This window comes from Neobacillus sp. NPDC097160, from assembly GCF_044762155.1.
Lineage (GTDB): Bacteria > Bacillota > Bacilli > Bacillales > Cytobacillaceae > Neobacillus.
Genome location: NZ_JBIWDU010000002.1, coordinates 269,942 through 283,298, shown reverse-complemented (window position 1 = coordinate 283,298; position 13,357 = coordinate 269,942). Strand labels below are relative to the sequence as shown.

Sequence of the window (13,357 nt, the reverse complement as noted above, 5' to 3'; positions counted from 1 at the left end):
TTCGGATTCTGCTTATTTTTAGAGAACCGTTCCCGTGGAGTTCAAGTAATAGATAAGTTGATAGGAAAAACTGTTCATTATTATTTATTGATAGATATAGTATAATCGAATTATGGCATATTTCACTATTTTTTGTAGAAAAAGATAATAGTATTAACATTTAGTTATATATTTCAATCGTATTTGTACCTCTTGTTTTTCTTAAGCATCTACTAGTTGATGGGGGTAATTCTATGCGAAATAAATATCTCCTTTTCCTTTTAATCCTTTTTATTTTGAGCGGTTGCGGAGTAATTGGGAATAAATCTTCAAAGTATGAGATTGTTTATAATGGGGAAGTACATAGTCAAAAGAAGGCAGTTGAAAAAAAGGAACCAAGACCTGGTGGACCGTATACGATTGCACTTGTTACTAAAATTGAGGGAGCGCCTTACTTTAATGCTGCGAAAATTGGTGCATTGGAAGCTGGGGAAGATCTTGGTGTAAATGTTCTATTTAAAGGGCCTTCGACGTCCAGCTGGGAAGAACAGGAACAAATCATAGAGGAATTGATTGAACAAAGAGTCGATTGTATTGCGGTTGCTGCTAATGATCCAGAAAAATTAGGGACTGTATTGCAAAAGGCAAGAGATAGTGGAATAAAGGTGATCACGTGGGATGCGGATACGAATCCGGAGTACCGAAGTTTCTATATTAATATGGTTGATCCGGAAATATATGGCCGGCATCTTTTGGATACGCTTGCATCGGAAGTTAATGAGCAGGGAAGCTATGCGATTACGACGGGTTCGCCCACTGCAGCCAACTTAAATGATTGGATTAAGTGGATTAAAGTCCATAATGCAGAATATTATCCGAATATGGAGCTGGTTGAAATTGTACCCACTAATGAAGATAAAAACAAATCTTATTTGGCCGCAAAAGATTTAATAGAAAGGTACCCGGATTTAAAAGGGATCATTGGTGTATCGACCCTCAATCCGCCAGGGGCTGCCTATGCTGTAAAAGATACCGGTAAGATCGGTAAAATAAAAGTGGTGGGGGTATCAACCCCCCAATTAATGAAAACTGCCTTAAAGGACGGATCTGCCCAAACGGCCACACTATGGAGTCCGCAAAAATTAGGGTATTTAACGGTCAGGCTGGCTAAAGATTTACTGAACGGGGAAATGCCGCATAGCGGGCAAAGGATACAAAAAATTGGGGTAATTGAATTTGACAACGATGTCGTTATAATGGACCAGCCCATTGATTTTACAAAGGAAAATGTTGATCAGTATGATTTTTAAACATAATAAACAAATAAAAATTAACAATTTAAGATTATCGAGCAAACTGATTATTACCTATGTTTTACTGACGGTCATTCCGATGGCTGTATTAGGAGCTGTCATGTATAACCAATATTCCAAATCCATCGAGATGCAGGTCGGAGAATATATCCCACAATTATTAAGTCAAGCTAATAATAATATAGAAAACGAGATTGGGAAACTTGAAAGCTTATCTGAACTCCTCTATAGCTCTGGGGAAGTGATGGAAGTGCTAAGGAATAATCAGGATCAACCTAAATCGACCCTTCGGCAAGGGCAGTATACGGTCCAAAGTTATTTGACGAACATTTATCTCAATTCCAATAATCCTGATATTTTGGGCGCCTTTTTAGTATCAAAGGATCGGTTATTTGCCAGCACACGAAGCTCTTATATGGGATTCAGCTTTAAAGACGGCTGGGATGAATACCAAAAGGATACGCCGCAAGCAGGAGGTATGGAGTTACTGCTGCCGTCTCAACTTAATTTAACATTTAAAAACCATCCATCCTATTTTTTACTAGCTAAACAAATAACAGATTTTGATAATAGAAAGAATTTAGGTACCTTATATGTAGCTGTTAATGTGACTTTTTTTAAAAAATTTCTAAAAGACTTGCAAAGGAAAGATAATTCCACGATGTGGATCATGGATCAGCAAGGGGATATCATATATCACACAAATGATCAGGAAATCGGCAAAAAGGTGGAAGCGATCCATGACTATCCACTGTTGAATGGCAGCTTCCGTATGAATAGCAATGGTGAGAAAACCCTGATTAGTTTAGGGGAAGCAAAGGAATTTCCCTGGATTCTCGTCCATAGTATTCCATTGAAAAATTTAACAGAACAAACAGGCAGTGTCCGGAATGTCACTGTGTTCCTCTTTCTTGTCGTTATTTGTATCACCACACTCATTTCAATCTTTTTAGCCTGGACCGTGACAAGACCTATTAAGCAATTAAGTCTCATCATGAAAGATGTGGAGACAGGAAATTTTAGCGTAGAAGTACCGATCCATTCAGGTGATGAAGTGGGAATGCTTGCGACTAGTTTTCGTACGATGCTGACAAAAATACGAGAGTTGATTCAAAAAAACTACCTGATTGAGATTCGTCAAAAAAACGCAGAGTTATATGCGCTGCAATCCCAGATTAACCCCCACTTTATGTACAATACATTAGAGACAATTGGGATGGCGGTTGAAGATGGGGAGCGGGATCAGGTTGTTCGAATGATTACTATTTTAGGAAGAATGATGAGGTTTTCAATTAGCAATAAAGACAGCCTCGTTCCTATTTCTAGTGAAGTTCAGCATATTCAAGACTACTTGACTATCCAAAAGTTCAGGTTTGAAGACCGGTTATCCTTCCGAATTCGTGAGGATGTCGATAGCAGCAAGTACTATACTCCAAAATTTTTACTGCAGCCAATCATTGAAAATGCGATCAAATATGGTTTAGAGAAAAGAAAAGAAATCGTTATTGAGATAGAAGTTGTGGAAGAACTGATGGCAGACGGATCTGCAGCTATTCTTTTTATTATTAGAGATAATGGACCCGGTATTGAGGAGAATACATTGGTCAAGCTAAGGAAATTTTTGTCATCCGATCCAATGAAAAGCAGGGATTCCGGATTCGGGATAATAAATGTATATGCCAGAATTGCGATGATGTTTGGAGAAACCTATGGATTGCAGCTTAATAGTGAAGTAGGCAAGGGAACGGAAGTCGTACTTAGAATCCCTAAAACCATTGAACCGTAAAATATGCTAATTTCGCAAGGGGGAGCGCACAATGAGAGGAATTAAAACTGTTATTGTAGATGACGAGCCAAGAATTAGGAAGGGGATTGAAAGGCTGGTTCTCTCAAATGGGGAAGAGTGGGAAGTAGTCGGTGTATTTTCAGATGGACAGGAAGCGTATGAAGCGATTGTGAATCAAGTTGAATCGATTGATTTATTAATAACCGATGTTCAAATGCCGATTATGGATGGCTTAACATTAATCAAAAAATTAAACAGCGAGTCACATGATTTTTTTACCATGTTTATTAGCGGCTATGATGACTTCAAGTATTTACAAGAAGCAATCCGCGAAGGGGCCATCGATTATATTTTAAAACCAATTGATCGAGAGAAATTTCAACTACAATTAGATGAAGTAAAGGAAAAAATCAGGAATAAACAAAAAGAAGTAGAAAGACGGAAAGACATCGAGGAAAGGGCACTGCAGCTAACGTATGCCAAACAAATTCACCATTTAAGTGAATTGACATGGAATGTTGAGACAGACTTCTCGTTAATGGACTGGACGTTCCAGTTTCCAAAAGGTCATTACAAATTAGTGCATATCGATATTGATCAAATGTTGGCAAAAGTTAACGGGGTTTCACCCTCTGTGTTGAGGGATTGGCATGTTGCCGTTGAAAAGATGATGAATGAGCTGCTGGTGGATGGACTGGGTCATCAAGAGGTAAAACATTGGATCTGGAAAAAAGGAAATGTAAGTTTTTGGTTATTGCTGTTGCATGATGAACCAGCGGGAGAAGGCCCTTCTTTTACCTTTACAATGGAAGAATACTTATTACAGTTAAAAAAGACAATTCAACGGGATTTTCCATTTACCGTGTCCATCGCATATGGAAATGAATTTGAAGATCTTTCCCTTTTGCCTGCGATGAGAGATCAATTAGTGTCATTAATGCAATTTCGCATTATTGAAGGCGGGAATAAAATCTTTCATCTAAGCACCTTGAACCATCTTTCAAACGAAAAAACGGTAATGATGCCATCCTCCGTGTACAAATATACAGAACAGACCGTACATGCTGTTCGTGAAAAAAATGAACGGAAAGTGTTAAAGGCTATAAGCGGCTTTTTCCATGAATTGGAGACGGTGAAATCGCCTGTATTAATTCAGGAATCGATCCAATATTTATGTATTCGGATTATTAAATGTTGGATGGAAAACGATGGATTCGGTGAAGAGATTAATTTGCTAATGAAGGCGATTCAACTAACAAAAAAGGCAGCTAATTTAACGCAATTAAAAGAAGGGATCAAGGATTGGGTGACAAGCCTCGTGAATAAGTTGAAGGAAAAGGACGCTAGTCATTCCGACCCCATCTCTAAGGCAAAGGAATGGATTCATCATAATCTTAGCGAAAGTATTACCATAAAAAAAGTGGCGGATCAGGTGTATTTAAACCCGACTTATTTATGCGAGTACTTTAAGGCCCAGACTGGCGAAACGGTATTGAATTATGTCACGAAAACCCGATTAAAAAAGGCGATGGAACTGCTGGAAAAAACGGACTTGAAAATTTATGATGTGTCAGTACGTGTTGGATACCAGGATACGAAATATTTCGGCCGCCTTTTTAAACAATGGACAAGTCAGTCACCATCGCAATATCGCGAGAAGTACCACAACCTATCTGTATAAATAATCATTTCATGAGATTCCCAACAAATGGGGGTCTTTTTTTGTCGCCTTTTTCCGAACCTTCCGAATATTATCCCCCCAACCTGAATATCGCCTCCTAGGAACAAGGACATATTCCATCTATAATTGGAATCAATAAAGCTTTATCCCATCAGATGTAAACGCTAACAGGTAATGAAGGTTGGTATGTCACTAAGGAGGCTTCTGATATGTTTAAATCCAATTTAAAGGCAATAACAGTAGAGTTATCTGAGGTATTTGACAGAATAGACGAAGAAAAAGCAGCTGAGGTTGTTGGGCTTATCCAGAACGCTCCCCGTATTTTTGTAGCCGGTGCAGGCCGATCCAGGTTAATGATGAAAGCGTTCTCTATGAGGCTGATGCACATGGGCTTTGATGTTCATATAATTGGAGGCGTTATCACTCCTAATGCAAGATCTGGGGACTTATTCATTTTAGGTACTGGATCCGGAGAAACCGGAAGTTTAATCACATATGCCAATAAAGCAAAGAAATTAGGATTAAAGGTCATTACGCTAACTAGTTTCGTAGATTCTACTTTAGGAAATTTGGCAGAAATCACGCTGCAAATACCTGCTCCAACGCCAAAGTCTGATAAAACGAGCGACATTACATCGATTCAACCAATGGGTGCACTGTTTGAACAATCGTTATTGATTTGTTTGGACGGGCTCATTATGGAACTTATGGCAGTAAAAGCGAAAGATGCCGATCAAATGTTTCAAAATCATGCCAATCTTGAGTGAGGCCTTTATGGCAGTTGCGATTAAATGAGTCGCAACTGAAATTATATAAAAATAAAAGCAGGAGGGGTTAATATGAAAAAGTTTTTTGCAATGATACTAATGGTGGTCATGATGTTCGCCATGGTCGCGTGTTCCAATGAAGAAACAGGCGGAACAGGAAAAGGTTCAACAGCAAGTGGGAATGGGGATCTATTAGATCCGGCAAACTACAAATCAGATAAAGACAAATCAGAATGGACCATTGGTGTTGTCACAAAAGATAACACGGCAGCATGGTTTAAACGAATGAAAGTTGGAGTAGATAAGTATGGGAAGGACATGAATATTAAGGTTATTCAGAAAGGACCTGCTAATGCGGATGCCGCTTCCCAAGTACAAGTCATTGACGACCTTATTGCCCAAGGTGTAGATGCTCTTGCTGTCGTACCAATTGATCCGGGTGCAATTGAAGCATCTTTAGAAAATGCTTTATCAAAGGGTATCGTTGTTGTTACACATGAAGCTTCTAACCAAAAGAATACATTATTCGATGTTGAAGCCTTCACATCTGAAGATTTTGGTGCAAAGATTATGGATTCCCTCGCAGAAGCGATGGGTAAGAAAGGGAAATATGCCGTAATGGTAGGTTATACCACAAGCACCACACACATGGAGTACGCTAATGCTCAAAAAGCACGTCAGGAAGAAGCATATAAGGATATGGAACTGATAAGTAAGGGTGAAGTTCCAAGTGCAGAATCGGAGGAAAGTGTCGATGTAGCGTATGAAAAAGCAAAACAAATCTTAAAAGCGAACCCAGATTTGAAAGGCTTTACAGGAGTAGCTTCTACTGACAGTCCCGGGATAGCGAATGCGGTAGAGGAGTTAGGTTTATCCGGAAAAGTTAATATTGTAGGGGTAGGAACACCAAATGAATTCTCTTCCTATGTAAAGGCAGGCACTATTAATAAACTATTACTTTGGGATCCGGCAGACGCTGGATATGCAATGGTTTCCGTCGCTGCCAAGATTCTGGCAGGTGAGGAAATTAATGAAGGTGCAGATTTAGGCATTAAAGGGTATGAAAGTGTAAAAATCGTTAAAGGCGCGAATAAAACCCTTATTGGTAATGCACCACTCGAAATTACGAAAGAAAACATTGATCAATACGATTTCTAAAAAAAGATTTGATGAAACATAATATTCTATTTAAATAATGAGCTATAAAGAAGTGCCGTACCCTTTGTTATTTGTTTTAAGAAGGTGGTTACGGTATTTCTTTATAGAAAAAGTTGCTGATATTACATTCTACGATTAAGGAGGGGTAACATGGCAGAAAATATCATTTCTTTAAAAGGTATTCAAAAATCCTTTGGAGGAGTTCATGCTTTAAAAGGTGTTGACTTACACATAAAGAAAGGTGAAGTACACTGCCTGGCTGGAGAAAATGGCTGCGGTAAATCTACCATTATTAAAGTTATTTCGGGTGTACACCAGCCAGATGCAGGTGAAATCAAGATAAATGGAAACGTATTTACCAATATGACCCCAGCTGAGGCAATAAAGCAAGGCATTCAAATTATTTATCAAGATTTCTCTGTATTTCCGAATCTTTCAGTTATCGAAAACTTAGCTTTTAATCAGGTTTTAGCTAAAAAGAAGAAATTTGTGAATCGGAAAGAGTTTAGGAGAATTGCCGAGGAAGCGGTCAGTAAAATTAACTTTGATGTTGATTTAGATGCCTTAGTCGAAACCCTTCCGGTTGCTGACAAACAATTAATCGCCATATCCAGAGCATTACTTGATGATTCAAAACTTATTATTATGGACGAACCGACCACCGCATTAACAAAGAAGGAAGTCAAACGATTGTTTGAAATCATCGACAGGCTCAAAAAAGAGGGAGTAACGATTCTCTTTGTTTCCCACAAATTAGATGAGGTTTTTGAAATTTGTGACAGTGTGACGATTTTAAGAAGTGGTGAAAATGTGATCTCTTGTCCCGTTACGGAGATGGATGAAGAGAAATTCAGTTATCATATGACCGGCCGTCATTTTGATGGAGAGGGCTTAAGTAAAAGCACGAGTATGGGAGAAACCGTACTGGAAGCGAAGAATCTTTCTTCCCAAGGTTTTGAGAATGCTAGTTTCCAATTACGAAAGGGTGAAATTCTAGGAATTACTGGACAGCTTGGTTCAGGAAGGACGGAATTAACATTGGCGTTATTTGGATTACAACGGCCATATGGAGGGGAACTTTTACTCGAAAATAAACAGGTTGATATCCCGAATCCATCAAAAGCCCAAGAGCTCGGGATTGCGTTAGTGCCGGAAGATCGATTAACTGAAGGACTATTTTTACCACAATCCATCAAACAAAATATAACCGTTACCAAATTAGAGGACCTGTCAAATTCTCTAGGTGTAATCAATAGCCATGCATTTAATGAAGAGTCACGCAAAGGGGTAAAAAATCTTGGTGTTGCAACCAAAAATGATGAGTTTCCTGTATCCACCTTATCAGGCGGAAACCAGCAGAAAGTGGTCTTAGCGCGCTGGATTGCTGTCGGCCCTAAAGTATTGATCTTGAATGGTCCCACAGTAGGCGTTGATATCGGGGCTAAGTATGACATACATAAATTGTTACGTAAATTAGCCAATGAAGGTATGGGAATTATCGTCGCGTCTGATGATATATCTGAAATTCTTACGACTTGTGACCGGGTCATTGCGATGCAAAATGGCACCATAACAGGTGAAATTGCCGGTGAAGATTTAAATGCCGATGTACTATCTGAATATATTTAGTGAACAAGGGGTGTGAATCATGAGTGTATTTTCCAGCAAGAACCTGAAAAAAACTGCCACAAGACCGGAATTCTATGTTTTCCTCATTATTATTTTGCTGAGCATGATGATCCAGGCTAAATCGGGCCTTTTCTTTTCAAATAATAATATCGTCGATCTCTTGCGTTCCATGACTGTTCCATTAATTTATGCGATTTGTGCTTATCTTGGCTTTATTAGTACGGGCCCGGATGTCTCATTTCCTTTAATTGCTGCATTGAGTGGATACTTAGCCACTGAGTTTGTTTTTCAAACGGGTTATAGCGGTCCAATCGTTGTGGTATTCCTGGTAGCTATCTTTTTTGGCTTATTGATGGGTGCCATTAACGGCTTTATTATCGCAAAATATAATTTTCCAAGTTTGATCGTCACATTAGGGACTACATCCATATTTAGTGGCATTTTATTAGGTGTTTTTGAAGCCGGCCGGATTAAACTTCCCAGCTCGATGATTGAATTTGGACAACAATCGCTCATTACCGTTACAAATGCAAAAACTGGTTTAGGATCATCACTTCCAGTAACGTTTCTTATTGCTGTTGGATTGTACCTGATTACGTATCTCATTCTAAACTATACGATGGCAGGCCGCGGTGTATTTGCCGTGGGCGGGGATGCAACATCAGCAGAAAGAGCCGGATTTAATGTGAAGCGAACCCGGTTCGGTGTGTTTACGATTAGCGGTGGACTTGCAGCGATTGCAGGTGTCTGCTATTCCGTTGAATCGACGTATTTTTTACCAACTGAGTTTGCCGGGAAAGAAATGATTGTTATTGCTGCGGTGATCCTTGGCGGTACCCGATTAATGGGTGGTGTGGGAACACTGACAGGTTGTGTTTTAGGGACGTTATTGCTGACGATTGTAACGAATAGTTTAATTCTTATTGGTGTACCGATTTATTGGCAAAAATTTATCATTGGGGCAATTATTATTATTGGTACAGCCGTTTCAGTCATTCAGGTATATAACCTAAAGGGTCTCAAAGGTACAAGGCGGAAGAAGATGGGGGTAGCTTAACATGAACAGTGAATTAAACAGAACACCTTATCTGAAAAAAAGAGAACAATTTAAGCTTAATGGTTTGGATGGAAATATTTTGAGATTAGTAACGATTATGCTTGCTATTTTTGTGATTGCTAGTGTGACGAAACCTGCCAGTTTTCTATCGTTAGCTAACTTTCTATCAATGGAAAAACAGCTGGTTGAATATGGGTTGATGGCCATCGGCGTAAGTATCGCGATGATTGCAGGAGGGATTGATCTATCTGTTGTGTATATCGCGAATCTCAGTGCCATCATATCGGGAATGTTTATGCAAAAGTTCGCATTGATGGCAACTGGGCCTGAACAGGTTCTGTTTATCACACTGGCGATTTTGCTGGGCATCCTAACGGGCATTCTATGTGGAGCATTAAATGGATTCTTAATCGCCCGTCTTCGTATACCAGCGATGTTAGCGACATTGGGAACGATGCAATTATATATGGGGATTGCCATTGTTATTACTAAAGGAGGGATTGTCAGTGGTTTGCCAAGACCATTTACTCTGTTAGGGTCAACGCTCGTATTTGGAATTTTCCCTCTATCATTTGTTATTTATATTTTAGCTGTCATCGTTGTGGCCTATGTGATCGCCAAAACCAAATTCGGAACGCGCGTCTATTTATTAGGAACCAATAGGAAAGCAGCTAAGTTTGCCGGAATCAAGAATGATAACATTATCGTTAAAGCGTATATGCTGTCAGGGGTATTAGGAGCAACTGCCGGATTATTAAGTTTGGCAAGAATAAATTCAGCAAAGGCAGACTTCGGTTCCAGTTTTGTCATGCTGACCATTTTGATTGCTGTGTTAGGGGGAGTGAATCCCGACGGAGGGAAAGGAAAGATTTACGGTATTTTTCTAGCTACAGTCATTGTCCAACTGATTTCTTCCTATTTAAATATGTTCCCGCAAATCAGCAATTTCTATAGAGATATGATTTTTGGTATTGCGTTGATTGCCATTTTAATTGTCAACTTTGTTTTGGATAAGAAGAAAGAAGCAAAGTTAATCAGAATGAGTCAATAGGGGTGTGGTGACCGGTATGAAACAAACGAAGATTCTTGTCGTTGGAAGTATTAACATGGATTTGATCGTTTATGGTGTTCCGAAAATTCCTAAATTTGGGGAATCCATTGCTTGCGGCCGTTATACCTATGCAACAGGTGGGAAAGGGGCTAATCAAGCCTATGCCGCGGCGTTACAAGGTGCAAGCGTAAGCATGGTAGGCAGAATTGGTGATGATCACAATGGGCATACGATTGAAACGGAATTAAGTAGTGTGGGCATTGATACCACTTTTGTTTTCACTGATCAAGAGGCGCAAACGGGAATTGCCCCTATTATGGTCGACGACGAAGGCAAATACTTTTCTTTAACGGTGCTTGGGGCAAATAATCACTTGAGTGCAGAGGATGTGATGAAGGCAATTGCTGCAAAGGACTATGATATGGTGTTGATGCAATTAGAAATGCCTTTAGAAACCGTTTATCGAACATATGAAATTGCTAAAGAGAACAACATTCCAGTATTCTTAGATGCTGGTCCTGCGATGAATATTCCGTTGGAACGCTTAAAAGGGATTTATATTATTTCACCAAATGAGGCAGAAACGGAAGCCTTGACAGGGATATCGATTGATAGTGAAGAACAAGCGCTTCAAGCAGCTCAGCAGCTTTATGAGAGGGTCACTCCAACGTTTGTCATTTTAAAGATGGGAAGCCGGGGGGCCTATGTATACGATGGCACAGAGGGAAAGATGTATGCCCCGTTCAAAGTGGATGCCGTTGATTCTACAGGAGCAGGCGACACGTTTAATGCGTCATTAGCGATCAAACTATGTCAGGGTTATCCAATGGAAACGGGTATTCAATTTGCCCAGGCTGCAGCAGCCATTTGCGTCTCCCGCAATGGAGCCCAAAGCTCCATACCTAATGCGGGAGAAGTTGAGGAATTTTTACAAGCAAATAAAAGAAGTGCTAAATTGAATTAATTGAAAATGGTTATTTTTCGAAAAATATCCTGGAGGTATTGGTATGGAAAGGAAGATGGCACCATCTTTAATGTGCATCGATTTAATGAACATTGAGCATGATCTGCGCATATTGGAAAAAGCAAAAGTAGATTATCTCCATGTAGATATTATGGATAACCACTTTGTTCCTAATATTACGCTTAGTTTTGATTTTATCAATGAACTTAGGAAAGTTACTTCGATTCCGTTAGATATTCATTTAATGATCAATAATCCTGAGAACAGCTTTCATTATCTTACGAATTGCAGCCCGGAAGATATCATTTGTATTCATTATGAAGCAACACCGCATGTGCATCGAGCACTGGGAATGATAAAGGATATAGGTGCAAAGGTTGGTATTGCGTTAAATCCAGGGACACCTATTGGAGTAATTGAAGATTTGTTACCTGATTTGGATATGGTTTTGATTATGACGGTTGATCCAGGATTTGCCGGACAGAAACTAATTCCTAGCACACTAGATAAGATTGCTAGACTGCGAAATATGTTAGACGAAAGCGGTTATCAACACATTTTAATCGAAGTTGATGGGAATGTGAGCTTTGAAAATGCCAAGCTTATGCATGAAAAAGGAGCAAATATTTACGTCGGAGGATCCTCAAGCATTTTTCACAAGGAATCTTCGATTATCGAAAACTGTCATAAATTTAGGGAAATCATCTATTCATGAGAGGGTTGCGATGAAATTACAACTTGCATTAGATACGTGTGATACAAAAGAAGCTTTGGCGATTCTTCATGATGTAGCAGAGTATATTGACGTGATAGAAATTGGAACCCCGATGATCATTGATTATGGAATGGAACCTGTAAGGGTCATTTCAAAGGAGATCCCCGCTAAATCAGTATTAGCGGATACGAAAATTATGGATGCAGGTGAATTTGAAGCGGAAATAGCCTTTAAGGCTGGTGCACACATCGTAACCGTTATGGGAATCACTCATGATGAAACCATTAAAGGTGCTGTCAAGGCCGCTAAAAATAGTAACGGAAAAATACTCGCTGATATGATGTGCGTACAGAATGTAGAAGAAAGAGCGAAAGAATTGCTAGAACTAGGCGTTGGTTATATTTGTGTCCATACTGCCTTCGATGTACAAGACACACAAAGTCCTTTCGATTCCTTATCAAGAGTTCAAAGGACGGTGGGATCACAGCATAGCGCGATTGCGGGAGGGATTACGATTCATTCCGTCGATAAGGTTGTCCCGTTTCAACCTGAAATTGTGATTGTAGGTAACGGGATTACTGGTCAAGAAGATCGAAAAGAAAGTGCGAAAACGATCAAACAATTGTTAGGTTAATCTTTTATTAGAATACTAGGAGGGGTCTTGTTTGGTAAATGTGCAGATGTACGAAGAAAAAAGGGAGATTGCCCTTAATGAATGTATGCAAGCACTAAAATCAATAGATTCTGAAGGCGTTGTCCAGTATATAACGATGATTGAAAAAGCAGAAAAAGTTTTCTTTATTGGCGTGGGCCGGGTATTACTCTCGTTAAAAGCGATTTGTAAGCGGTATGCCCATATTGGTATTCATTCAGTCGTTGTTGGGGATATAACAGAGCCCGCTATCACAGCCAAAGATATTTTAGTCGTTGGTTCCGGCAGCGGGAATACCTTAATCCCTTTAGAAATTGCCAAGAAAGCAAAGAAAATTGGGGCAGCGGTCATTCATATTGGCAGCAACCCAGAGGGGAGTATGAAAGAATATACAGATTTTTTCCTAAGGATCCCTGTGGCGAGTAAACTAAAACATTCAGATGAAGTTCAATCCAAGCAGCCGATGACCTCTTTGTTTGAGCAATCGCTTTTACTTTTTGGCGATATCACTGCCGCAATGATTTTAGAAGATAAACAAATTGTACTAGACGATTTATGGCAATGCCATGCGAATCTCGAATAATCTTAATCTATTTTATTTATCA

At 39.4% G+C, this 13,357-nt stretch carries 12 protein-coding genes; all 12 read left to right on the top strand.

What is annotated here, in order from left to right; all coding sequences use genetic code 11:
- Positions 1 to 233: 233 nt before the first annotated feature.
- The 12 genes from ACIQXV_RS03320 (at position 234) to hxlB (ACIQXV_RS03265) (ending at position 13,335) form a co-directional block, all read left to right on the top strand.
- Positions 234 to 1,289: an autoinducer 2 ABC transporter substrate-binding protein gene (locus tag ACIQXV_RS03320; RefSeq protein ID WP_402955979.1), complete on the top strand. Its 1,056-nt coding sequence runs from the start codon at positions 234 to 236 to the stop codon at positions 1,287 to 1,289.
- Positions 1,279 to 3,078, top strand: coding sequence for a sensor histidine kinase (locus ACIQXV_RS03315; protein ID WP_402955977.1), 1,800 nt, complete (start codon positions 1,279 to 1,281; stop codon positions 3,076 to 3,078). The genes ACIQXV_RS03320 and ACIQXV_RS03315 overlap by 11 nt, the downstream gene beginning before the upstream one ends.
- A gap of 31 nt (positions 3,079 to 3,109) precedes the next feature.
- Complete coding sequence (locus ACIQXV_RS03310) at positions 3,110 to 4,759, top strand: response regulator transcription factor (RefSeq protein ID WP_402955975.1); 1,650 nt, start codon at positions 3,110 to 3,112, stop codon at positions 4,757 to 4,759.
- Between the two features lie 209 nt (positions 4,760 to 4,968).
- On the top strand, positions 4,969 to 5,526 hold the full coding sequence (gene hxlB / locus ACIQXV_RS03305; protein ID WP_402955973.1) for a 6-phospho-3-hexuloisomerase: 558 nt from the start codon (positions 4,969 to 4,971) through the stop codon (positions 5,524 to 5,526).
- A gap of 72 nt (positions 5,527 to 5,598) precedes the next feature.
- On the top strand, positions 5,599 to 6,684 hold the full coding sequence (locus ACIQXV_RS03300) for an autoinducer 2 ABC transporter substrate-binding protein (RefSeq protein ID WP_402955971.1): 1,086 nt from the start codon (positions 5,599 to 5,601) through the stop codon (positions 6,682 to 6,684).
- A gap of 150 nt (positions 6,685 to 6,834) precedes the next feature.
- The gene (locus ACIQXV_RS03295) at positions 6,835 to 8,313 is read left to right on the top strand and encodes a sugar ABC transporter ATP-binding protein (protein ID WP_402955970.1); all 1,479 of its coding nucleotides are present in this window, start codon (positions 6,835 to 6,837) and stop codon (positions 8,311 to 8,313) included.
- A 19-nt stretch (positions 8,314 to 8,332) separates the two neighbouring features.
- Complete coding sequence (locus tag ACIQXV_RS03290) at positions 8,333 to 9,370, top strand: ABC transporter permease (RefSeq protein ID WP_402955968.1); 1,038 nt, start codon at positions 8,333 to 8,335, stop codon at positions 9,368 to 9,370.
- Between the two features lies 1 nt (position 9,371).
- Positions 9,372 to 10,421 (top strand): ABC transporter permease, encoded by a 1,050-nt coding sequence (locus ACIQXV_RS03285; RefSeq protein ID WP_402955967.1) that lies wholly within the window; start codon positions 9,372 to 9,374, stop codon positions 10,419 to 10,421.
- Positions 10,422 to 10,437: 16 nt separating this feature from the next.
- Positions 10,438 to 11,385 carry a ribokinase gene (locus ACIQXV_RS03280; RefSeq protein WP_402955965.1) on the top strand — a complete coding sequence of 316 codons (948 nt, stop codon included), beginning with the start codon at positions 10,438 to 10,440 and terminating at the stop codon, positions 11,383 to 11,385.
- Between the two features lie 43 nt (positions 11,386 to 11,428).
- A complete protein-coding gene (rpe, locus tag ACIQXV_RS03275; protein WP_402955963.1) occupies positions 11,429 to 12,100 on the top strand; it encodes a ribulose-phosphate 3-epimerase in 672 nt (223 codons plus the stop codon).
- Positions 12,101 to 12,110: 10 nt separating this feature from the next.
- Positions 12,111 to 12,734, top strand: coding sequence for a 3-hexulose-6-phosphate synthase (hxlA, locus tag ACIQXV_RS03270; RefSeq protein ID WP_402955961.1), 624 nt, complete (start codon positions 12,111 to 12,113; stop codon positions 12,732 to 12,734).
- Positions 12,735 to 12,774: 40 nt separating this feature from the next.
- Positions 12,775 to 13,335, top strand: coding sequence for a 6-phospho-3-hexuloisomerase (gene hxlB / locus ACIQXV_RS03265; protein WP_402956318.1), 561 nt, complete (start codon positions 12,775 to 12,777; stop codon positions 13,333 to 13,335).
- The last annotated feature ends 22 nt before the right edge of the window (positions 13,336 to 13,357 follow it).

Bases quoted from the DNA above. Each gene is read 5' to 3' on its own strand.
- ACIQXV_RS03280 (WP_402955965.1), top strand. From the start codon at position 10,438: ATGAAACAAACGAAGATTCTTGTCGTTGGAAGTATTAACATGGATTTG.
- ACIQXV_RS03320 (WP_402955979.1), top strand. From the start codon at position 234: ATGCGAAATAAATATCTCCTTTTCCTTTTAATCCTTTTTATTTTGAGC.
- hxlA (WP_402955961.1), top strand. From the start codon at position 12,111: ATGAAATTACAACTTGCATTAGATACGTGTGATACAAAAGAAGCTTTG.
- ACIQXV_RS03285 (WP_402955967.1), top strand. From the start codon at position 9,372: ATGAACAGTGAATTAAACAGAACACCTTATCTGAAAAAAAGAGAACAA.
- rpe (WP_402955963.1), top strand. From the start codon at position 11,429: ATGGAAAGGAAGATGGCACCATCTTTAATGTGCATCGATTTAATGAAC.
- ACIQXV_RS03295 (WP_402955970.1), top strand. From the start codon at position 6,835: ATGGCAGAAAATATCATTTCTTTAAAAGGTATTCAAAAATCCTTTGGA.
- ACIQXV_RS03310 (WP_402955975.1), top strand. From the start codon at position 3,110: ATGAGAGGAATTAAAACTGTTATTGTAGATGACGAGCCAAGAATTAGG.
- hxlB (WP_402955973.1), top strand. From the start codon at position 4,969: ATGTTTAAATCCAATTTAAAGGCAATAACAGTAGAGTTATCTGAGGTA.
- ACIQXV_RS03290 (WP_402955968.1), top strand. From the start codon at position 8,333: ATGAGTGTATTTTCCAGCAAGAACCTGAAAAAAACTGCCACAAGACCG.
- ACIQXV_RS03315 (WP_402955977.1), top strand. From the start codon at position 1,279: ATGATTTTTAAACATAATAAACAAATAAAAATTAACAATTTAAGATTA.
- ACIQXV_RS03300 (WP_402955971.1), top strand. From the start codon at position 5,599: ATGAAAAAGTTTTTTGCAATGATACTAATGGTGGTCATGATGTTCGCC.